The sequence below is a fragment of the Pseudogemmobacter humi genome (assembly GCF_900609055.1).
GTDB classification, from domain to species: Bacteria; Pseudomonadota; Alphaproteobacteria; order Rhodobacterales; family Rhodobacteraceae; genus Pseudogemmobacter; species Pseudogemmobacter humi.
The window spans coordinates 117,218-138,411 of the sequence record NZ_UXAW01000081.1 but is presented as its reverse complement, the minus strand read 5'-3'; the positions used below and the strand labels follow the sequence as shown (position 1 = coordinate 138,411).

Below are 21,194 nucleotides of genomic sequence, written 5' to 3'. Positions count from 1 at the left end.
GCTACCAGCGGCCGCTCATCGCCTGCCACAACAGCCGGCCACGGCGCGAGAATTCCGACAGGTGCAGCCCCCCCGCGCCGACCGCTTCGGGGGTCGCGGCGGCGAGGCGCAGCAGCGGCCCCGCCTGCCAGCCCGCAAGCAGCGCGGGCGCGGCGCGGCGCGGAACCGTCGCCCGGGCGGCACGGGCTTCGGCCAGCCAGCCGAGACCGCGCTCTGCAAGCCGCCTCACCGCCCCGGGCGCGGGATCGGGCAGCGCCGCCCTGCCCCGCGCCGAAAGCTCCGGCACCGCCGTGAAGTAAGCCGCCAGCCCCGCGGCCCGGCCATAGGCGCGCACCGCCGCTTCGGCCCCGGGACCCGCCCCAAGCGCCAGCGCCGAGAGCCACATCAGCCCGCCCGCGGTGTCGGCGAGGTAATCATCGAGCGCGGTCTCACCCGCAAACGCCTGCTTCCAGGCGTCATGCCTGCGCGCGGCGATCAGCGCATCGAGCACATCAACCGGCAGCCCCGCCCCGCGGATCAGATCGGAGAGCGGCCCCGCAACCTCATGCGCGCGCGGCGCCTTGCCCGCGGCCGCCTCTTCCACCACATCGCGCCACCATTGCAGCCGCATCTCGGCGATCATCGGCTCACGGGTGAGCCAGGGCGCGCGGGCCACCTCCAGGTTCAGCGCGTAAAGCGGCAGCAGCCGCGCCCGCGCGGCGACCGGCGCGGCCAGCAGCGCCTGCCAGCGGTCGGGATCGCCCTTCTCGATCAGAGCCGCGCAGGCGTCGAGCGTCACGCCGCTTTCCCCGCATTCAGGCCGATGTCGCGGATCAGCTTCCAGCGCACGGCGTCGAGCAGCGCCTCGAAAGACGCATCGACGATATTCGCGCTGACGCCCACGGTGGACCAGCGGCGGCCCTGGCCATCCTCGCTGTCGATGATGACGCGGGTGACGGCCTCGGTGCCGCCCTGGGTGATGCGCACCTTGAAATCCACCAGCCGCATATCGTCGACGCAGCCCTGCCAGGGCCCCAGATCCTTGGCCAAAGCCTTCCAGAGCGCGTTGACCGGGCCACGGTCCTCACCATTCCCGTCGCGGCTTTCCGAGACCGAGAGCATCCTTTGCCCGCCGATATCGACCACCACCACCGCCTCGGAAAGGCTGAGGCGGCGCCCGTCTGGAAGCTGGCGGCGCTCGGCGGTGACGCGGTAGCGCTCGACCTCGAAGAACCGGGGCGCAAGGCCAAGGGCCCCCCGCGCCAGCATCTCGAAACTGGCCTGGGCGCCGTCATAGGCATAGCCCTGATCCTCGCGCCGCTTGATCTCATCGAGGATCAGCGCGAGGCGCGGGTCTTTCGGATCGACGTTCAGCCCCGCCGCGGCGAGGCGCGCGCGCAGGTTCGACTGGCCCGCCTGGTTCGACATCGGGATCTGACGCTCGTTGCCGACGAGCGCGGGGTCGATATGCTCATAGGTCGCGGGATCCTTGAGGATCGCGCTGGCATGCAGCCCCGCCTTATGGGCGAAGGCCGAGGCGCCGACATAGGGCGAGGCGCGCTGCGGCACCCGGTTCAGAATGTCGTCGAGCATCCGGCTGGTCTTCACCAGACCCGCCAGCGCAATGGGCGTGACGCCGGTCTCCAGCCGGCTGGCGAGGGGTTCCTTCAGCGTAAGCGTCGGGATCAGCGTCACCAGATTGGCATTGCCGCAACGTTCGCCCAGCCCGTTCAGCGTGCCCTGGATCTGGCGCGCGCCGGCCTCGACCGCAGCGAGGGAATTGGCGACCGCATTGCCGGTGTCGTCATGGCAATGGATGCCGAGGCTTGCCCCGGGGATGCCCGCGGCGATCACTTCGGCGGTGATGCGGCTCACCTCGGACGGCAGCGTCCCGCCGTTGGTGTCGCAGAGCACGATCCAGCGCGCGCCCGCATCATAAGCCGCGCGCAGACAGCCAAGCGCATATTCCGGGTTGGCGCGGTATCCGTCAAAGAAATGCTCGGCGTCGAACAAAGCCTCGCGGCCTTTGGCGACGACATGGGCGACCGAGGCGGCGATGGCCTCGCGGTTTTCCTCCAGCGTCACCCCGAGCGCGGTGATGACGTGGAAGTCGTGGGTCTTGCCGACAAGGCAGACCGCGGGCGTTCCGGCATCGAGCACCGCGGCCAGCACGTCGTCGTTCGCGGCCGAGCGGCCCACCCGCTTCGTCATCCCGAAAGCGGTCATGATGGCGCGGGTGGCGGGCGCGTCCCGGAAGAAATCACTGTCGGTCGGATTGGCGCCGGGCCAGCCGCCCTCGATGTAATCCACCCCGAGCGCATCGAGCGCGCGGGCGATCTGCGCCTTCTCGGCAGCCGAAAACTGCACGCCCTGGGTCTGCTGCCCGTCGCGCAGCGTGGTGTCGAATAGGTAGAGCCGCTCTCTCATCCCTGTCCCCCCGCAAATTCCTTCAAAGGAATTTGCAATTTTCTTCGAAGAAAATTGCCCGGAGTTTTGGAAAACTCCGGGCGGCCTCAGCCGATCGCATCCAGTTTCGCCGGATCGAAGCCGGGGCCGGGCACCAGCTCTACCCCGGCTTTCGACATCCTGACCTCGACCCCCGCCGCCAGCAGCGCCGCTTTCAGCGCATCGACCGGGGCGAAATCCTTCGTCGCCATCGCCGCCGCGCGCAGATCGGCAAGCCGCCCGGCCCAGGGCGAAAGGTCCACATTCGCGCCGGTCCAGTCGCCCATGTGGTCCTCCAGCAGGCCCAGAAGCGCCGCCGATGCCTTCAGCCCCGCGCCGTCGCCCGCCTTCGCCAGTTCATGCAGCTCGGCGATCGCGCCGGGGGTGTTCAGATCGTCGGCCAAAGCCGCGACCACCGCGGGCGCAGGGCTGCCCTGCCCCGCCCCAGCCACCAGCGCGCGCCATTTGCGCAAGGTGGCCTCGGCCTGGCGGGCCTTTTCCGCCGTCCAGTCCATCGGGCTGCGGTAATGCGTCATCAGATAGACCATGCGGATCACCTCGCCCGGCCAGCCCTGCTCCAGCAGGTCCCGCACGGTGAAGAAATTGCCGAGCGATTTCGACATCTTCCTGCCTTCGACCTGGAGCATCTCATTGTGCATCCAGATCTTCGCGAAACCGCCATGCGGATGGGCGCAGCAGCTTTGCGCGATCTCGTTCTCGTGGTGGGGGAATTGCAGGTCCAGCCCGCCGCCGTGGATGTCGAAGCTCTCGCCGAGCAGCTCGTAAGACATTGCCGAGCATTCGATATGCCAGCCGGGCCGCCCGCGGCCCCAGGGGCTTTCCCAGCCGGGCAGCGACGCTTCCGAGGGCTTCCACAGGACGAAATCCATCGGGTCTTCCTTGAACGGCGCCACCTCGACCCGCGCCCCCGCGATCATGTCGTCGACCGACCGGCCCGAGAGCGCGCCGTAATCGCGGTAGCTGCGGACGCGGAACAACACATGGCCCTCAGCCGCATAGGCATGGCCCTTCGCGATCAGGCTTTCGATCATCGCGATCATCGCGCCGATATATTCGGTCGCGCGCGGCTCATGCGTCGGGCGCAGCGCGCCGAGCGCGTCCATGTCGTCGTGGAACCAGCCAATCGTCTCGTCGGTGATGTCGCGGATCGGCCGCCCTGTGTCGGCGGCGCGGGCGTTGATCTTGTCGTCAACGTCGGTGAAGTTCCTGACATAGGTCACGCCATCCCGCCCGTAAACATGACGCAGCAGGCGAAACAAGGTGTCGAACACCACCACCGGGCGCGCATTGCCGATATGGGCCCGGTCATAGACCGTGGGGCCGCAGACATAGATCCGCAGCATGGCGGGATCGAGGGGGACGAAATCCTCCTTGCGGCGGGTCTTGCTGTTCGTCAGCCGGATCGTGGCCATGTCTTGTCCTCGCGAGGCTTTCCCCCCGCGCGGGCCGGTTTTTCCGTGAAGAAAGACGAAGCGCCCGCGCGACCCTGGGATCAGCGGGTAATGCAGCAGTCGAAGGTTTCGCGCAATCTCGTCATCGGATGCGGGCGGCCCATCGTGGTTCGTCGGGCCTGTCTCTGCCACGATCCGCCCGGCCCGCCAAGCGGTTTTCACCGCCCCGGCAGAAGAAACCGGACAAAAAGAAACCGGCGCCGCCCTGTCTGGCGGCGCCGGCCCGCAAGCGGAGCTTACGCTCCGAAGCGATCAGAAGCGATAGTTGGCGCGGATGGCGAACGAGCCGCCGTCCACATCGACGCCGGTCGCGTCGAAATCGTCATATTTGTGGTAGAGATATTCGCCACCCACGACCCAGCTGTCGTTGATCGCGTAATCGTAACCCAGACCTGCGACCCAGCCATTGTCGCTGATGCTGCTCACACCGTTGTCGAGCTTGGCCCAGGAGGCGCCCGCGGTGGCATAGATCAGCGAATTGCCCAGATCATAGCCCAGTTGCAGCTTGAGATCGGTCTTGTTCTTCAGCTTGATTCCGGTCGCGTCGTCCTTGACATCGGACGCCGCGATCGCGCCTTCGACGCCGAGCACGGTGCGGCCGAGATCCCAGCGATAGCCGAGCTGCACACCGCCAAGGGCGCCATCGGCATCGAACGCTGCGTTGTCACCCTCTGCTTTACCGTAGCCAAGATGCGCACCGGCGTAGAAGCCGGTCCACTCGCCCACCGGGGCAGCCACCACCACCGGAGCCGGGGCATAGACCTCGGGTTCGGCCGCGACCTGAACCGGGCCGCCGGCAAAGGCCGGGGCGGCCAGACCGCCAAAGGCGAGGAGCGCTGCGATACGTTTCATGTCTTTCTCCATCTGTTCCGCTGCGCGCCGGTCTGTTTTTCCGTCGCCGGTGCGCGGCTGGTTACTGGAGTGTGACCGATAAGGCCCTGACACAAGGGAGGCTCACGGCGGCTTTACCGGGGCGTGAGCCAATGTGAACCGTTCGGTTCATTTTTCGGCAAAATTCTGCCGGGGTCGTGGCGCGGGCGGCAGAAAGGCGCCGGTCCTTCAGCCGCCCGCCCGTTCGGCCAGATCAAGCCAGTCCTCTTCCGCCGCCGCCATGGCCGCCTGCCGTTCGGCCAGCATCTCGCTCGCCTTGCGGAATTTCACCGGATCGCGCTCAAACAGTCCCGGCGCGGCCAGGAGTTCCGAGAGTTTGCCGATCTCGCTCTCCAGCTTTTCCAGCCGGGCGGGCAATTCGTCGAACCGCTTCTTCTCGGTGAAGGAAAGGCCGGCGCTCTTCGCCGGTTCCTCTTTCTTCGCCGCCTCGCGCCTCGATGCGGCCCTCGCCGCAGGGGCCGCCGCCGCCGGGCGCTGACGCGCGTAATCCGACCAGCCGCCCGGATAGACCACCGCGCGGCCGTCCCCCTCCATCGCGATGGTGGTCGTCGCCACCCGGTCGATGAAATCGCGGTCGTGGCTGACCAGCAGCACGGTGCCGTCGAACTCGCCCAAGAGGTCCTGCAAGAGATCCAGCGTCTCGACATCCAGATCGTTGGTCGGCTCGTCGAGGATCAGCAGATTGGCCGGCTGCGCCATCAGCTTCGCCAGCAGAAGCCGCGCCTTCTCGCCGCCCGAGAGCGATCTGACCGGCGCGCGGGCCTGGGCGTCGTCGAACAGGAACTCCTTGAGATAGCCGACCACATGTTTCGGCGTGCCGCGCACCATCACCTGATCCGAGGCGCCCGAGACCGCCATCAGCGGATCGCCGGTCAGGTTCTCCCACAGGCTCGCCTCGTGGTCCAGCCGCGCCCGCGCCTGGTCGAAGACCGCGATCTCCAGCTTGGTGCCAAGCGTGACACTGCCCGCATCCGGCCCGGTCTCGCCGGTCAGCAGCTTCAGCAGCGTGGTCTTGCCGACGCCATTGGGGCCGACGAAAGCCACCCGGTCGCCGCGCAGCACCCGCAGATCGAAATCCTTCACGATCAGCTTGTCGCCAAAGCTCTTGCTCAGCCCCGCCGCCTCGATCACCTTCTTGCCCGAGACCGGCCCGCTTTCCAGTTCCAGCGCCGCGGTGCCCTGGCGGCGGATCTGCGCCGCGCGTTCCGAACGCAGCGCGGCCAGCGCCCGCACCCGGCCCTGGTTGCGTTTGCGGCGCGCCGAGATCCCCTCGACCGCCCATTTCGCCTCGGCCCGGATCTTGCGGTCGAGCTTGTGGCGCGCCTCGTCCTCTTCGGCCCAGATCGTCTCGCGCCAGTCCTCGAATCCCTCGAAACCCGCCTCTCGCCGCCGCACCTCGCCGCGGTCGATCCAGAGCGTCGCGCGGGTCAGCGCCTTGAGGAACGCGCGGTCGTGGCTGATCAGCACGAAGGCGGCGCGGGTCTCGGCCAGTTCGCGCTCCAGCCATTCGATGGCCTGGATATCCAGATGGTTGGTCGGCTCGTCCAGAAGCATCAGCTCGGGCGCCTCGGCCAGCAGCTTCGCCAGCGCCGCGCGCCGCCGCTCGCCCCCGCTCGCGGTGGCAACCGGGGTGGAGGGATCGAATTTCAGCCCCTCGGCCGCCAGGGCCAGCCGGTAGGCCTCGCCCTCGGGCAACCGGCTCGCCGCGAAATCGCCCAGAGTGGCATAGCCCGACAGATCGGGATCCTGCTCCATATAGCCGACGGTCACGCCCGCGGGCACCACGACCTGGCCGCGGTCGGGCTCGACCATTCCGGCCATCACCTTCATCAGGGTGGATTTCCCCGAGCCGTTGCGCCCGACCAGCGCCACCCGGTCGCCCGGCTGCACGGTCAGGGAAAGATTGTCGAATACCGGATTGCCGCCGAACGTCAGCGAAATCCCCGAAAGCTGAAGCAAAGGAGCGCGTGCCATGCGGCATCCGCTATGCGCCGCGCCCGCCCGCGTCAACTCTCCCCGCCCTGATCACAGCGAAAATCCTGTGCTTCACCCTGATCCAAATACCCGGTACCCGGCCTGCCGACCCTCGCCCGGTCTCCTTCCCGAAACCCTTTCATTCCGAGCCGGATACTCTGCCGCGGGGGCGGGCAATGCTGCGCCATCGGTTCGGGCAACCGATGCGCGCGGGGGAGGCGCAAAGCCCTCGTCCTTCGCCGCCGACACGCCGCAATCCGGGCGCGATCTGACGCTTCCGGCCCTTGCCCTGCGGACCTTCCGCGCTAGAACGGTTCTCGCGCGCGCAGGAGCCAGAGAACAGCCATGTCAGAAGACGCCCTCGTCATTTTCACCCCCTCGGGCAAAAGGGGCCGTTTCGCCACCGGAACCCCGGTCCTTCAGGCCGCGCGGAGCCTCGGCGTCGATCTCGATTCGGTCTGCGGCGGGCGCGGGATCTGCTCGAAATGCCAGATCACCCCGGGCTACGGCGAATTTCCCAAACACGGCGTCACCGTCGCCGAAGATGCGCTTTCCGAATGGAACGCGGTCGAAGACCGCTACAACCGCATCCGCGGCCTCAAAGAGGGCCGCCGCCTGGGCTGCCAGGCGAAGATCATGGGCGATGTCGTCATCGACGTGCCGCCTGAAAGCCAGGTCCACAAACAGGTGATCCGCAAATCCGCCACCGAGCGCGACATCGCCATGGATCCGGCCACCCGCAGCTTTTACGTCGAGGTTCAGGAACCCGACATGCACATCCCCACCGGGGATTTCGAGCGCCTCGCCCGCGCGCTGAAGGACCAGTGGCAGATCGACGGCGTGACGGCCGATCTGTCCGTGCTGCGCAAGCTCCAGCCGGTCTTGCGCAAGGGCGAATGGAAGGCGACCGTCGTCCTGCACCGCGGCAATCACGATGAGGCGCACCGCATCCTCGACATTTTCCCGGGCTTCGCCGAGGAGCCGCTCTGCGGGCTTGCCGTCGATCTCGGCTCGACCACCATCGCCGCGCATCTGTGCGACCTGTCGACCGGCAAGGTGCTGGCCTCGTCGGGGCTGATGAACCCGCAGATCCGCTTCGGCGAGGATCTGATGAGCCGCGTCTCCTATGCGATGATGAACCCCGGCGGCGATGTCGAGATGACCCGCGCCGTGCGCGAGGCGATCGACAATCTGATCCGCGCCGTCGCCTCCGAGGCCGGGATCGACCCGGAGCGGGTCTATGAGATGGTGATCGTCTTCAACCCGGTGATGCACCACCTGTTCCTCGGCGTCGATCCGGTGGAACTGGGCCAGGCCCCCTTCGCGCTGGCCACGTCGGATTCGCTCTCGCTCGACGCCCGCGATCTGGATCTGACCGCGATGAACCGCAACGCCCGGGTCTATGTGCTGCCCTGCATCGCGGGCCATGTCGGCGCCGATGCGGCGGCCGTCGCGCTGTCGGAAGAGCCCGACAAATCGAAGGACATGGTGCTGGTGGTCGATGTCGGCACCAATGCCGAGATCCTGCTCGGGAACGAGCACCGCGTGCTGGCCTGTTCCTCGCCCACCGGCCCGGCTTTCGAGGGCGCGCAGATCTCGTCCGGTCAGCGCGCCGCGCCCGGCGCCATCGAGCGGGTCGAGATCGACCCGGTGACGAAAGAGCCGCGCTTCCGGGTGATCGGCGTGGATCTGTGGTCCGACGATCCCGGCTTCGCCGGGGCCAGCCGCGCGACCGGCATCACCGGGATCTGCGGCTCGGGCATCATCGAGGCGGTGGCCGAGATGCGGATGGCGGGCCTCGTCGATCCCTCGGGCCTGATCGGCGGGCCCGAGCAGACCGGAACGCCGCGCTGCGAGCCGCATGGCCGCACCCATGCTTATGTGCTGTACGACGGCACCGCCGAGGGCGGGCCGAAGATCGCCGTCACCCAGGGCGACATCCGCGCGATCCAGCTGGCGAAATCCGCGCTTTACGCGGGCGCGCGGCTTCTGATGGACGAGATGGGGGTCGATCATGTCGACCGCGTGGTGCTGGCGGGCGCTTTCGGCGCGCATATCTCGCCGAAACACGCGATGGTGCTGGGGATGATCCCCGACGTGCCGCTGGACCGGGTGTTCTCGGCCGGAAACGCCGCCGGGACCGGGGCGCGGATCGCGCTTCTGAACCGCGCCGCGCGCGACCAGATCGAGGAAACCGTCCACCGGATCCACAAGGTGGAAACCGCCATCGAGCCGCGCTTTCAGGAGCATTTCGTCAACGCGAACGCCATCCCCCATGCGGTCGATCCGTTCCCGGAACTGGCGAAGATCGTGCAACTGCCCGAGGTCTCGTTCAACACCGGCGGCAGCGGCGGCGCCGAGGGCGGCCGGCGCCGGCGGCGGGGATGAAACGCGGCGATGGCGGCTTGACCTGCACGCCGCCATCGCATAGCTGATGGCTTATGCGGGTGTAGCTCAATGGCAGAGCAGCAGCTTCCCAAGCTGAATACGAGGGTTCGATTCCCTTCACCCGCTCCATCGCACTCCATACCACAACCCGCTGATATTCCGATATTTTCCCGGATTTCACCGGGATGGCCATCCTTTCAGGGCTGTGGAACATTTGAGCTGCATCGGCCGGTTTCACCCTGAAAATCCCAGGAAGCACCCCCGGGAGTCCCGAAGGGTGTTCCTGATTCGGACAGGGAATTCTCATCCCCCGCCGGTTTCACTCCCCTCAACTGCCGATCCCGCGATCATATCCGCCCGAAACCCCGTCGAGCCCCGATCCCCGGCCAGTCAGCCCCGCCCGCTTCTCACAGGCCTGCCCTGCCCGGTCCGGCGCTGTTGCGCCACAGCCCGGTGAGGTGCAGACGCTGATCATCCGCCGGCACTCCGCAGATGCCGTCTGGCTGACCGCCACGGAGCTCTGGCTGAAGATGGGCATACGGATGGCAGCAGGCTGATATCGGTCTCGTTCCTGAAACCAGATCGGGTTCTTTCCGGCATGGCCATGGAGCCCGCATCATCGTGCCGGACTTATCCCAGCCGGGGCGCGCGAGCGCGGATGCGCTGGTTTACAGCGGCGCCGGTCTGGCCCAAGGCTGTCCGCAAGCCCGCGGGACGCCTTCGCCGGATCGCCCCGGCGCGCCATGAACGATCCCCCGGGGCTGTATCCACAGGGAGCGCCCGGCGGGGACATGCCAAGACGGATCAGTGGCCCGGTTGCACTGGCGAAGTGGGTGCAAAAGCCATGGGGCGCACCGCGCGCCCATACCATCCGCCACCCGGAAAAACCTCCGCAAGGCCCGGGACCGGGAGGAGGCCCGCAACAGACCACGGATCCCTGGCGCCCCATCTGCCGCAGGAGCGGCAGCTTCCGGGGAAGTCGGGCCGGAACGTCACCCCGGCGCGGTCTTGCCGGATCTTTTGCCGCAGTCCTCCGGCGGAGGCGCGCCATCCACCGCCGCCAGCGCCGCCCGGAGCCGGGCCATCTCTGCCGCCAGCACCGGCCCGCCGCAGTCCAGCCGTTCCGCCAGTCCGGCGATGCGCCAGCGCCAGTCCAGCCGCTTCAGCGCGCCCGCGTGATTGCGTCGGGCGCGCTCGGGCGTCCAGGCCGCCACAGCCGCGGCGATACGGTCGAGATTGTCCTCCAGCCCGATCGGCCCGGTTTCCAGAACCGCCTCCGGCCAGTCCAGCAGACCCAGATCGCTGTGCGGCTGGCAGCCCGCCACGGTGGCGCCGCAGGCGATGGCATCGGTCCAGCGCGCGGTGAGATATTCCTTCGCCGGATGGGTATAGCCTGCGGGCGCCGCCAGGTTGGAATGGGCGATCACGAATTTCGCCCGCCCATACCAGTTGCGCATCAGATCCTGCTGGCGGCCCTCTGGCTGCGCGGGAAACGGCGGGCGGCCGTGGAAGCTGAGCCCGCGCGCCGCGCAGGCGGCGGCGGTGCGCGCGTCGTCGTCCCATTCCTCGGGCTGCCGGCCGATGCGCAGCACGTCCCAGGGCCGCTCGGCACCACTGCCGCCCAGCTCCAGCACATCGGCCCCCCAGCCCAGAAACACCGCGCGCTCGCCGCAAAGCGCCCGGTACTCCGGCAGATCCCCCGCGCGGGTGCAGGCCACCAGATCGAAACGCGACAGCATATGGCGCACCGGGCGCAACAGCATTTCGGTCCAGAAACTGTCGATGATCCACAGCGCCCGCCACGCCCGTCTTTCGCGGAAGGCGGGATGGGCGAAGACCTCGGCCAGTTCGGCGGGCGAGCGCAAAAGGAAGATGTCGCCCCCCTTGCCGCCCGACGGAGGCGCCAGAAGCGTGGCCCGCAGCCGCACGGACCAGCCGAGGCCGGCGCCCGCGAGATCGACGGATTCGGCCTGAAGCAGCCGGCTGGCAAGCGCGGCCAGATGGGTGACCGGCGCCCAGCCCGGCTCGGCGTTGCGGTGATAGAAGATCCTGATGCGCTGCGGCATTGCGGCGGTCCCGGCGCCGGGATTCTGCCTCCGGCGTGTCCCTGATAGCGAAAAAACGCCGGGGGCGTAATCCGCATCGTCACGGCGCTCCATCCGCCGGAGCGCAGGAGCGACGGCAGGCGCAGGAACGATCACGGAAGGCGATCCCCGCCCGGCGAAAGCCGCAACCAGGGGGGCGTGACGCAGATCCTTCCCGCCCGGCCCGATGGCCGCAGCGCGGGAAAAGAGCACCCCCCGCCTCCGGCCCCCTCGCGGCGGTTGCAATCTTTCCGCTCCGCCCCGATGCTGGCAGGACGGCGAAGGAGGGACGGATGTATCACCACATTCTGATCACGACCGACGGGTCGGATCTTGCGGCGCTCGGGCTGGACCACGGGCTCGGGCTGGCTTCGAAGCTCGGGGCGAAAGTCAGCGTGCTGACGCTGGCCGAGCCGATGGATCCGCGCGTGCTTCAGGCGGCGGCGGTGGGCGGCGTGCATGATGCCGCCGCACGCTACGAGGAAACCATCGCCCGCGATCTGGCCGAGCGGGCGCAGGCGATCCGGGCGAAGGCCGCCGCCGCGGGGGTGGAGATCCGGCTGGAAACCGGCACCGACCGCGCGCCCGCCGAGGCCATCATCCGCTTCGCCACCGCCAATGGCTGCGACCTGATCGTGATGTCGTCGCATGGGCGGCGCGGCTTCCGAAAGCTGATCCTCGGCAGCCAGACCGCGGAAGTGCTGGCCCATTCCACCATTCCGGTTCTGGTGATCCGCGCCGCGAAGGCCTGATCGCAGGACCGCGCTTCGTGACGCGCAAAATCCTCTGAAGGAATGCGCCCGCGGCAGCGGCGCCGGCCCGGGAGCGATTTCTTCAAAGAAATCGCACCGGAGCCTTCAAAGGCTCCGGGCCGGAGTTTTTGAAAACTCCGGCAAAGCGCCGCGCCGGGGGGCCCGGCCGCAGCACGGGCGATTCTTGTCCGCCGCGGGGCAGCCGCCCGCTTGATTTCCGGCAAATCCCCTTTGTCCGCCGGGGTTTGCAGGCTTTCGCCGGTCCTTCGCCTCGCAGGCTCTTTCCTTGAGCGTCAAATTCCCTATGCTGGCGGCGAAAACGGCGAGGAACCGGATGGCACGCGGGATCGACTACGGAAACCTGATGCACAGGGCCATGCGCGGGCTGATCCGCTCGGTGCTGGAGGACGTGGCCGAACACGGCCTGCCCGGCGCGCATCACTTCTTCATCACCTTCGACACCACCCATCCCGACGTGGCCATCGCCGACTGGCTGAAAGAGCGCTATCCGTCCGAGATGACGGTGGTGATCCAGCACTGGTTCAGCGGGCTGGAAGTGACGGAAGACGGTTTCTCGGTCACGCTGAACTTCGGCAATTCGCCCGAACCCCTTGTGATTCCCTTCGACGCGGTGCGCACTTTCGTCGATCCCTCGGTGGAGTTCGGCCTGCGTTTCGAGACCCAGTCCGACGATGATGAGGACGAGGAAGACGAAGACGAGGCGGATGAAGAGGACGAGGAAGATCCCGCCCCCCGCCAGGAGGCCGAGGTCGTCAGCCTCGACCAGTTCCGCAAGACCTGAGCCGCAGCCTGCGGGAGAAATCCATTGGAAAGCGACCTCGCCCTGTTCCGCCGCAGGCTGCTGCGCAATCCGCGCCAGGTCTCGGCCATCGCGCCGTCCTCGCGCACGCTCGCGCGCGCCATGACGCTGGGGATCGGGCCGAACACCGGCCGGGTGGTGGAATTCGGCCCCGGCACCGGGCGTTTCACCGAGGCGATCCTCGCCCGCGGCTTGCCACCGGAAAACCTGACCCTGTTCGAACTGGACGAGGAATTCGTCACTTACCTGCGCGCCCGCTTCCCCGGCGTGACCGTGCATCAGGCCGGGGCGGAAACCGCGCCGCAGGTGATGGAGGGCGGCGTCTCGACCGTGGTCTCGGGCCTGCCGCTGCTGTCGATGCCCGAAGAGATCCGCGACGCCATCGTCTCGGCCGCCTTCGCGGTGCTGGCGCCACGCGGCAGCTATGTGCAGTTCACCTACGGCCCCCGCCCGCCGCTGCCGCCGGAAACCATCGCGGCGCTCGGGCTGAGGGTGAACAAGGGCCACAAGATCTGGGCCAACCTGCCGCCCGCGCGGGTCTACCGCTTCCGCCGGGCGTGAGGCCCACACAGCCAACGGGACCGCTTTGCGGGACAAAGCGATCGTTGGCATAAAATGTGCTGGCTGCTTCTGGTATTGGCTTTTTAACCTGGTTCCCACAAATCGCCTAGCTTCTCGCCGCCATGTTCTGAACACTGATGCCAACTGATCCAGATCGGCAGATCGCATAGGCCAAGTTTGCGCAGATTGGCAGTTAACAACTTTGCCATCGTTTGCGGGTCGCCAGACAGCTTGTGATCCCGAACGAAGCAATCGATCCGCCAATGAGGGTTGCATCCCTCAATGTTCTTCGGGCGCCAGGCAAAATACCTTGCTACAGGCGTTGAGACTGACCCTGTTCCCACCTTGTTCCTGAGAATGTGGTGGATCTCACCGATCCGAACGTTCGCCATTTCTTCAGCATCGGCATAAAAAGTATCGTCGAGATCGAACCTGAGCATACTGAACCCCAACACTTCGTTAGATAACGTTGAGAAGTTGCTTTATCTGGTCAATGTCCGCAATGGGCCCAAAACACTCGCCCTGTCCTGCTGGCGAGTGTATCCGCGTCCCCCACCCCGCAGCATATTCTGCATACCATGGCATACCGATTGATTTCCGCCGCTCTGCTGCGCTAGAGCGGACCCGAGCACTTGCAGGAGGCATGTATGACCGCGACCCGCCCCGGAACCCAGACCGAGACCCGCACAGAAACCGACAGCTTCGGCCCGCTGGAGGTTCCCGCCGACAAATACTGGGGCGCGCAGACGCAGCGCTCGATCATCAACTTCCCCATCGGGTGGGAGCGTCAGCCGGTGCCCGTCATCCGCGCGCTCGGGGTGATTAAAAAGGCGGCGGCGCTGGTCAACAAGGCCCAGGGCGATCTGGATCCGGTGCTGGCCGATGCCATCGCCGCCGCCGCAACCGAGGTGATCGAAGGCAAATTCGACGACAATTTCCCGCTGGTCGTGTGGCAGACCGGCTCGGGCACCCAGTCGAACATGAACGCGAACGAGGTGATCTCGAACCGCGCCATCGAGATGCTGGGCGGCGAGAAGGGCTCGAAAAAGCCGGTCCATCCGAACGATCATGTGAACATGGGGCAAAGCTCGAACGACACTTTCCCCACCGCGATGCATGTCGCCATCGGCATGCATGCGCGCGACGTGCTGATCCCGGGGCTGGAAAAGCTCGCGGCGGCGCTGTGGGCCAAATCGGCCGAGTTCAAGGACATCATCAAGATCGGCCGCACCCATACCCAGGATGCGACGCCGCTGACCCTGGGCCAGGAATTCTCGGGCTACGCCACCCAGGTCGACAAGGGCATCGCGCGGGTGAAAGCCTGCCTCGGCGACATCTACGAGCTCGCCCAGGGCGGCACCGCGGTCGGCACCGGGCTGAACACGAAAAAGGGCTACGACACCCGTGTCGCCGCCGAGATCGCGGCGATCACCGGCCTCCCGTTCATCACCGCGCCGAACAAGTTCGAGGCGCTGGCCGCGCATGATGCGATGGTCATGTTCTCGGGCGCGCTGAAGACGGTGGCGGGCTCGCTGTTCAAGATCGCGAACGACCTGCGTCTCCTCGGCTCGGGCCCGCGTTCGGGGCTGGGCGAGCTGATCCTGCCGGAGAACGAGCCGGGGTCCTCGATCATGCCGGGCAAGGTCAACCCGACCCAGGCCGAGGCGCTGACCATGGTCTGCGCCCATGTGATGGGCAACGACGCCGCCGTGGGCTTCGCCGGCAGCCAGGGCCATTTCGAGTTGAACGTCTACAACCCGATGATGAGCTACAATGTGCTGCAAAGCATGCAGCTTCTGGGCGATGCGGCGTCCTCGTTCACCGACAATATGGTGGTGGGCACCCAGGCCAATGTGGCGCGGATCGAAAAGCTGATGCAGGAAAGCCTGATGCTGGTGACGGCGCTGGCCCCCACCATCGGCTATGACAATGCGACCAAAGTGGCCAAGACCGCGCATAAGAACGGCACCACCCTGCGGGAAGAGGCGATCGCGCTCGGCTTCGTCGATGGCGAGACCTTTGATCGCATCGTGCGCCCCGAGGACATGATCGGCCCGAAGGACTGACCATGGCGGAAATCGTCAACCTGCGCACCGCAAGGAAGCAGGCGGCCCGCAAGGCCGCCCGCGCGAAGGGCGACGAGAATGCCGCGAAATCCGGCCGCAGCCGGGCCGAGCGGGATCTGGAGAGGGCGCGGGCGGAGAAAGCCGCCCGCGACTTTGAGGCGCACAGGCGCGGGGAGAGTGATTAACCCCCGGTTAACCGTGAGCGGCCAGGCTGGCGGGTGGAGGTGCCCGATGACAGCGATGCCGCAATTTCTCAGCGCCGAACACTGGATTGGCCATCTGTTTTCCTCGCAGGCGGCGCGGCAGGGCGGCGTGATCCGCCGCAAGATCCGCGACATCGAACGCTTCGTCGGGCGCGAGGCCTTTCTCGCCGAAATGCGCAGGCGCGGCTTTCCAGTGGTCGAAAACGCCGGGCAATTCGTAATCTTTTGCAACTGCGAACCGCTGCGGCGGCTGGTGTAAGCGATTTCTTCAAAGAAATCGCGCCGGAGCCTTTGAAGGCTCCGGGCCGGAGTTTTCGAAAACTCCGGCTGGCGCACGGCTGGCCGCGTGGCTATCCTGGCCCCGATGTCCCCCGGCCCGCAAAAACATTCGCTGACCCTGCACGGCCACCGCACCAGCGTCACGCTGGAGGCGGAGTTCTGGCTGGCCTTCCGCGAGATCGCCGCCGTAAAAGGCATCGCGATCAACCAGCTCGCCGCCGAGATCGACGAACATCGCGATCCTGGCGAAGGGCTGGCCTCGGCGATCCGGGTATTCTGCCTTCGTCATTTCCGTAAGATGAAAGGCGCGGTGGAAAAGGGCTGATCCCCTCTCTCCTGCCGGGCGCGGCCAGGATCGGCAATCGCCCGCGGCCATCACCGCAGCCGCGCCAGCGCCCCCGTCAGATCGCCATAGCCGGTGAAGCGCCGCTCGTAGGCCAGACCCAGCCGGTCCGCGCAGTCGCGTGCCTTCGCGTCCAGCGCGGGATCTTCGGTCTGCGCCTGATAGACCAGCTTTTCGTAATTGCCGAAAATCATGTCGCGCAGTTCGGGGTGGCGGTCCAGCCCCATCGGCCTCCAGACGAAGGCATCGAACTGGCGCACAAGGAAATCGGTCAGGTAGAAGGCGGTGAATTCGTCGCGTTCCGCGAAAGCCTCGTTGCCCTCGAAGAAGGAATAGCAATGCGGCCCCTCGACCATCTCGACGCCCAGTTCCGCGCATTTCGCGGCCAGGAGCCCCCCGGTACCGCAATCGGCATAGACGACGAAGATCCGGTCGTAAGCCGCCCGATGCTCTTTCACCGCCGCCTCGACCGCGAGGGTGATCCTGTCGGGCCAGAGATGCAGATTGGCGGGCAGGCATTGCAGATCGAGATGATCCCAGCCGTTCGCGCGTTTCAGATCGAGGATTTCGCGCGCCAGCGCGCCGCAGGCGATCAGCAGGATCCGCCCTGCCCCCTCCGGCGCAAGGCCCCCGCCGGTCAGCACCTCGTCGACGGGAAGCGGGTCAGCCGTCACGTCCGGACTCCGTCAGCGCCATTGTCTGATCCCGAGGATCAGACTTCCGGCAAGCGCGGCAAAGGCCAGCGCCGCCATCGGCACACCGAGGTGAAACGCCAAGAGCAGCGTCAGCCCCGCCGCAACGACGACCAGGGCGATCAATCCGAGAAAAGAGGTCAGCGGCATGTCATCACCCTCCTTTTCTCAATCTGGGGTCGGCCGGCCCGCACCACAAGTCACGATTGAAAGAGGCCCCGGGGAAAACCCGGGGCCGTGCAGAAGAAACTTTCCTCAGGCGCTCAGCTGGTTGTGCTTGCGGGCGACCAGTTGCTTCGCGGTCTCGACCGCCACCGCCGCGTCGCGGCAATAGGCATCGGCGCCGATCGCCCGGCCGAATTCCTCATTCAGCGGCGCGCCGCCCACGAGGACGATGTAATCCTCGCGCATGCCCTTTTCCTTCATCGTGTCGATCACGACCTTCATATAGGGCATGGTGGTGGTCAGCAGCGCCGACATGCCGAGGATATCGGGCTGTTCGGCCTCCAGCGCCTCAAGGTATTTCTCGACCGAGTTGTTGATCCCCAGGTCCAGCACCTCGAAACCGGCGCCTTCCATCATCATCGCGACGAGGTTCTTGCCAATGTCGTGGATGTCGCCCTTGACGGTGCCGATCACCATCTTGCCCATCCGCGGCGCGCCGGTCTCGGCCAGCAGCGGCTTGAGAATGGTCATGCCCGATTTCATTGCATTGGCGGACAGCAGCACTTCGGGAACGAAGAGGATGCCGTCGCGGAAATCGTCGCCGACGATCTTCATCCCGGCGACCAGCGCCTGGGTCAGCACGTCATAGGGCGTCCAGCCGCGATCAAGCAGGATGCGGGTGCCCTCTTCGATCTCGTCCTTCAGCCCGTCGTAGAGATCGTCGTGCATTTGCAGGACCAGCTCGTCATCGGGCAGTTCAGAGAGGATGATGTCTTCGTCGGCCATGGCGCGCTCCAAAACGGCAGAGGTCTTTTGTCCTGCATGAGCCGAATACGACGCACACACTTCGCGGTTTGCGACATGCGCGAAGAGAAAGCCGACTTCCGTGCAGATGGCCTTCACTTTACCGCGCATTTGTTCTACCTTTGTTCCAGTTTCGCAACCCGGGTCCCCGCCATGAGCCGCCACGAAAATCCGACACCGCCGCCCGGCGCGGGGCTGATGCCCGGCGCGCGGGTCCGGGCGCGCGGCGCGGATTCGAACGAGGCCGGGCGCTATGAGGCGCTCAGCCGCGAGACGGCCGACGACGGCTGGGATCTGCCGCATGACGAGGAACTGGTCACGACCGAAGTCCGGCTGGAGCGCCCGCGCAGCGCGCTGACCCGCAACCGCTCGCCCGATATCGGGTTCGACCGCTCGATCAACCCCTATCGCGGCTGCGAACACGGCTGCACCTACTGTTTCGCCCGGCCCAGCCATGCGTATCTGAACCTGTCGCCGGGGCTCGATTTCGAGACGAAGCTGATCGCCCGGCCCGGGATCGGCGCGGTGCTCGACCGCGAATTGCGCAGCAAGAGCTACAGGGTGGCGCCGGTCGCGCTCGGCACCAACACCGATCCCTATCAGCCGATCGAGGCGAAACACCGCGTCATGCGCGAGGTGGTCGAGGTGCTGGCCGCCTTCCGCCACCCGCTGACCATCGTGACCCGCGGCACGCTGATCGAGCGCGATCTGGATCTGCTGGCGCCGATGGCGGCGCAGGGGCTGCTCAAAGTGGGGATCACGGTGACCACACTGGATGCCGGTCTCGCGCGGCGGATGGAGCCCCGCGCGCCCGCGCCCGCCCGGCGGATGGCAGTGATCCGGCGGCTTAGCGAGGCGGGCATTCCGGTGCGGCTGATGCTGGCGCCGGTGATTCCGGGGCTGACCGATCACGAGATGGAGGCCCTGCTGACGGAAGCGAAGGCGGCGGGCGCCTCCTCGGCCAGCTGGATCATGCTGCGCCTGCCGATGGAGGTGGCGCCGCTGTTTCGCGACTGGCTGGAGCGCGCCGCTCCGGGGCGGGCGGCCAAGGTGCTGGCCCGGATCCGCGACGTGCACGGCGGCCGGGATTACGACCCGTCCTGGGGCAAGAGGATGCGCGGCGAAGGCCTGTGGTCGCGGCTGATCCATGAGCGTTTCCGCAAGGCGGTGGCGCGGCTGGAGCTGGACACCCAACTGCCGCCGCTCAGAACCGATCTCTTCGCGCCGCCCTTCGCCAGAGGGGATCAGCTCGGATTGTTCTGACGATCCGGGCCGGATCCTTCAAAGGATCCGGGCAAATTTCTTCAAAGAAATTTGGCCTCACACCGCCGGATCGCGCAGGGCCATCAGCCGCGCCATGGCCAGACGCGCGACCTCCCGGGTCAGCGCCTTGCGCCGGGCGGCGGCGAGCGGGGTCTCGGGCGCCATCCGCAGGATCTCGCCGCCCCAGGCGTCGGCAAGGATCAGCCCGCTGTCTTCCGGCAGGATCGCCGCCGGAAAGTCCGGGTCCACCGCCCAGAAAAAGCGGTCGCAATGTTCCAGGTACCCCTGCCATTTGCGGTCGGCACGGAAATCGGCCCGGCAGGACTTGCATTCGACGATCCAGATCTCACCCCCGGGACCAAGCGCCAGCAGATCGGCGCGCAGACCGCCCTTCAGCGGCACCTCTTCCAGCGCGAGGAAATCATGACTGCGCAACAGCCGCGCCGCGCCGCGTGCAAGACGCTGGCCGGCGGAAAGATCCGTTTCAAAGGTGGGGCGGGAAAGCGGCAGCGGAGTCATTGTCCAAACATGAACAAAATGCAAACATCTGTCCAGCACCCGGACGCTCTTCCGCCCTTACGGGCGTCATCGCCAGCGAAGAGGCCCGTAAGGGCCGATGAGCGCACCCTTGCGGGCGGCGCGCGGGGTGCCTAGATTGAAAAACGGCGGGTGCTGCTCTTCGCGTGTGGGGTCAATATCCCAGTGGCCGATAAGCACGTGAATGGGGGCTGGCTCTGCCCGGATCCTGGTCCGGGTATCTGGCGCCCACCTGAGACCTCTGGCTCTCGGGACATACGACCACCCACGGCCGCTGCGGGCCCGCCACCCTTTCCCCTGCCGCATGAAAACGGCGCGGATCGCTCCGCGCGGCGTTTCAGAAAAAGGGCGCGGATCTCTCCGCGCCCAGGGCTGACTGCATCCTTTGTTCCCGGCTCAGAAGCCGAAAACGATCGAAACGCCAAGCTTGTTGTCAGTGCGGATCGCACGGCTGTCGTTGTATTCCGACAGATAGCTCACGCGGGTCGACATCGTGTCGGTGATCTTGAAGTTGATCCCGAAATCGTTGTTGGCGCGCAGCGCCGCGTCCGAATTCAGCACATCGGTGTCGTTGGTCAGGAAGATGTTCTCGTTGATGCCGTAGTAGAAGCGCGACGAGGCAATGGCGGCTTCCTCGGTGACCGAGCTGTCGTCGCCATATTCCAGATAGCTGACGCCGATACCGGCCTGCACGCGCCAGGTCATGTCGGGCGTGTTGATCACCCGGTAGCCCGGGCCGAAGCCGAGGAAGGCGTCGCGCTTGACCTTGTCGGCCAGCGTCACCCCGTTCGCGATCTCGTCAGCCGTCAGCTGGTCCGCCAGACCGTCCGACTGCACCCGGCCCAGGATGAAGCCGTAGAAGCTGTCGTTGAAGTAGTAGTTCGCATCATAGATGCCGAACACGTCCTTCTTGGTCGAGGTGTTGTTGGCTTCCTGGAAATCCAGCACCGCGCCCACGGTCTGCTGGAACTGGCCCTGGGCGTGGCGGATGCGCAGGCCGATGGTCAGATCCTGCGATTCGTTGTTGCCGGTCTTGCCCGAATAGCCCAGCGAGGCGCTGCCCGAGAGACCCTGGCGGCTTTCGGGATTGCCGAAGCGCGCGGTATCCTCGGCGCGGCGCATGTCGCGGGCGACGTCGCGCTCGATGTCTTCGATCTGATCGTCGAGGCCGCTGATGCCGATGATATCGGTCTGCGCGAGGGTCGGAGTTGCCAGCGAGAGGGTCAGCGCCGAGACTGATGCCAGAAGAGCAACCTGTTTCATCGTAAATCCTTTCACGGTGGTGTGCCGGATCCGGAACATTCCGGGCGGCTCGGATGAGGATGATCTGGGGCCTGTGCGGGGAAACCGGAACATTTGCGAAATTTGAGGATGTCCTCAGAATTACTCGTGGAACCGGATGGCGATTTGGAAACCCACGCCGGGGCGCATGGCGGCGCGGCAATGAAAAAGGCCGGAAATCAATGATTTCCGGCC

Annotated in this window: 21 protein-coding genes, 1 tRNA gene and 1 other RNA gene; 11 read left to right on the top strand and 12 right to left on the bottom strand. The window is 66.6% G+C overall.

The features are described from left to right. Position 1: 1 nt before the first annotated feature. From XINFAN_RS13905 to XINFAN_RS13885, 5 genes are all read right to left on the bottom strand, one after another. Positions 2-778 carry a squalene/phytoene synthase family protein gene (locus XINFAN_RS13905; protein ID WP_124087458.1) on the bottom strand — a complete coding sequence of 259 codons (777 nt, stop codon included), beginning with the start codon at positions 776-778 and terminating at the stop codon, positions 2-4. Then, positions 775-2,406: a citramalate synthase gene (gene cimA / locus XINFAN_RS13900; protein WP_124087457.1), complete on the bottom strand. Its 1,632-nt coding sequence runs from the start codon at positions 2,404-2,406 to the stop codon at positions 775-777. The genes XINFAN_RS13905 and cimA overlap by 4 nt, the downstream gene beginning before the upstream one ends. An 86-nt stretch (positions 2,407-2,492) precedes the next feature. Continuing rightward, positions 2,493-3,857, bottom strand: a complete 1,365-nt coding sequence (gene cysS, locus XINFAN_RS13895; protein WP_124087456.1) for a cysteine--tRNA ligase — start codon at positions 3,855-3,857, stop codon at positions 2,493-2,495. A gap of 291 nt (positions 3,858-4,148) precedes the next feature. Next, the gene (locus XINFAN_RS13890) at positions 4,149-4,748 is read right to left on the bottom strand and encodes an outer membrane protein (RefSeq protein ID WP_124087455.1); all 600 of its coding nucleotides are present in this window, start codon (positions 4,746-4,748) and stop codon (positions 4,149-4,151) included. 207 nt (positions 4,749-4,955) lie between these two features. Next, a complete protein-coding gene (locus XINFAN_RS13885) occupies positions 4,956-6,761 on the bottom strand; it encodes an ABC-F family ATP-binding cassette domain-containing protein (RefSeq protein ID WP_124087454.1) in 1,806 nt (601 codons plus the stop codon). Between the two features lie 345 nt (positions 6,762-7,106). On the opposite strand from XINFAN_RS13885, the gene XINFAN_RS13880 reads away from it, so the two are divergent. Beyond that, on the top strand, positions 7,107-9,149 hold the full coding sequence (locus XINFAN_RS13880) for an ASKHA domain-containing protein (protein ID WP_124087453.1): 2,043 nt from the start codon (positions 7,107-7,109) through the stop codon (positions 9,147-9,149). Positions 9,150-9,204: 55 nt separating this feature from the next. Next, a tRNA-Gly gene (locus XINFAN_RS13875) sits at positions 9,205-9,278 on the top strand. Between the two features lie 863 nt (positions 9,279-10,141). Here the strand turns inward: XINFAN_RS13875 and XINFAN_RS13870 are convergent. Next, complete coding sequence (locus XINFAN_RS13870; protein ID WP_124087452.1) at positions 10,142-11,215, bottom strand: hypothetical protein; 1,074 nt, start codon at positions 11,213-11,215, stop codon at positions 10,142-10,144. Between the two features lie 311 nt (positions 11,216-11,526). On the opposite strand from XINFAN_RS13870, the gene XINFAN_RS13865 reads away from it, so the two are divergent. From XINFAN_RS13865 to XINFAN_RS13855, 3 genes are all read left to right on the top strand, one after another. After that, complete coding sequence (locus XINFAN_RS13865; protein WP_124087451.1) at positions 11,527-11,985, top strand: universal stress protein; 459 nt, start codon at positions 11,527-11,529, stop codon at positions 11,983-11,985. 334 nt (positions 11,986-12,319) lie between these two features. After that, complete coding sequence (locus tag XINFAN_RS13860; RefSeq protein ID WP_124087495.1) at positions 12,320-12,787, top strand: SspB family protein; 468 nt, start codon at positions 12,320-12,322, stop codon at positions 12,785-12,787. A 24-nt stretch (positions 12,788-12,811) separates the two neighbouring features. Further along, a complete protein-coding gene (locus XINFAN_RS13855; protein ID WP_199286425.1) occupies positions 12,812-13,366 on the top strand; it encodes a class I SAM-dependent methyltransferase in 555 nt (184 codons plus the stop codon). Between the two features lie 83 nt (positions 13,367-13,449). Here the strand turns inward: XINFAN_RS13855 and XINFAN_RS13850 are convergent, their stop codons facing one another. After that, positions 13,450-13,806, bottom strand: a complete 357-nt coding sequence (locus tag XINFAN_RS13850) for a hypothetical protein (RefSeq protein WP_124087450.1) — start codon at positions 13,804-13,806, stop codon at positions 13,450-13,452. A gap of 207 nt (positions 13,807-14,013) precedes the next feature. On the opposite strand from XINFAN_RS13850, the gene fumC reads away from it, so the two are divergent. The 4 genes from fumC (at position 14,014) to XINFAN_RS13830 (ending at position 16,239) form a co-directional block, all read left to right on the top strand. Next, the gene (fumC, locus tag XINFAN_RS13845) at positions 14,014-15,432 is read left to right on the top strand and encodes a class II fumarate hydratase (RefSeq protein WP_124087449.1); all 1,419 of its coding nucleotides are present in this window, start codon (positions 14,014-14,016) and stop codon (positions 15,430-15,432) included. Positions 15,433-15,434: 2 nt separating this feature from the next. After that, complete coding sequence (locus tag XINFAN_RS13840) at positions 15,435-15,617, top strand: DUF4169 family protein (protein WP_124087448.1); 183 nt, start codon at positions 15,435-15,437, stop codon at positions 15,615-15,617. 46 nt (positions 15,618-15,663) lie between these two features. Then, positions 15,664-15,894 (top strand): N-(5'-phosphoribosyl)anthranilate isomerase, encoded by a 231-nt coding sequence (locus XINFAN_RS13835; RefSeq protein ID WP_199286424.1) that lies wholly within the window; start codon positions 15,664-15,666, stop codon positions 15,892-15,894. A gap of 105 nt (positions 15,895-15,999) precedes the next feature. Beyond that, positions 16,000-16,239, top strand: a complete 240-nt coding sequence (locus XINFAN_RS13830; RefSeq protein ID WP_124087492.1) for a ribbon-helix-helix domain-containing protein — start codon at positions 16,000-16,002, stop codon at positions 16,237-16,239. A gap of 50 nt (positions 16,240-16,289) precedes the next feature. On the opposite strand, the gene XINFAN_RS13825 is transcribed toward XINFAN_RS13830, so the two are convergent. The 3 genes from XINFAN_RS13825 to XINFAN_RS13820 form a co-directional block, all read right to left on the bottom strand. Continuing rightward, the gene (locus XINFAN_RS13825) at positions 16,290-16,931 is read right to left on the bottom strand and encodes a DUF1638 domain-containing protein (RefSeq protein ID WP_233352214.1); all 642 of its coding nucleotides are present in this window, start codon (positions 16,929-16,931) and stop codon (positions 16,290-16,292) included. Positions 16,932-16,943: 12 nt separating this feature from the next. Further along, positions 16,944-17,099: a hypothetical protein gene (locus tag XINFAN_RS21970; RefSeq protein ID WP_199286423.1), complete on the bottom strand. Its 156-nt coding sequence runs from the start codon at positions 17,097-17,099 to the stop codon at positions 16,944-16,946. Positions 17,100-17,204: 105 nt separating this feature from the next. Continuing rightward, positions 17,205-17,900 carry a corrinoid protein gene (locus tag XINFAN_RS13820; RefSeq protein WP_124087447.1) on the bottom strand — a complete coding sequence of 232 codons (696 nt, stop codon included), beginning with the start codon at positions 17,898-17,900 and terminating at the stop codon, positions 17,205-17,207. A 171-nt stretch (positions 17,901-18,071) separates the two neighbouring features. On the opposite strand from XINFAN_RS13820, the gene XINFAN_RS13815 reads away from it, so the two are divergent. After that, on the top strand, positions 18,072-19,181 hold the full coding sequence (locus XINFAN_RS13815) for a PA0069 family radical SAM protein (RefSeq protein WP_233352213.1): 1,110 nt from the start codon (positions 18,072-18,074) through the stop codon (positions 19,179-19,181). 57 nt (positions 19,182-19,238) lie between these two features. On the opposite strand, the gene XINFAN_RS13810 is transcribed toward XINFAN_RS13815, so the two are convergent. Continuing rightward, the gene (locus tag XINFAN_RS13810; protein ID WP_124087446.1) at positions 19,239-19,700 is read right to left on the bottom strand and encodes an MmcB family DNA repair protein; all 462 of its coding nucleotides are present in this window, start codon (positions 19,698-19,700) and stop codon (positions 19,239-19,241) included. 147 nt (positions 19,701-19,847) lie between these two features. Between XINFAN_RS13810 and ssrS the strand changes: the two genes are divergently transcribed. Further along, positions 19,848-20,004: non-coding RNA, 6S RNA (gene ssrS / locus XINFAN_RS22585), on the top strand. 110 nt (positions 20,005-20,114) lie between these two features. Here the strand turns inward: ssrS and XINFAN_RS13805 are convergent. Next, on the bottom strand, positions 20,115-20,981 hold the full coding sequence (locus XINFAN_RS13805; RefSeq protein ID WP_124087445.1) for a DUF481 domain-containing protein: 867 nt from the start codon (positions 20,979-20,981) through the stop codon (positions 20,115-20,117). Positions 20,982-21,194: the final 213 nt, after the last annotated feature.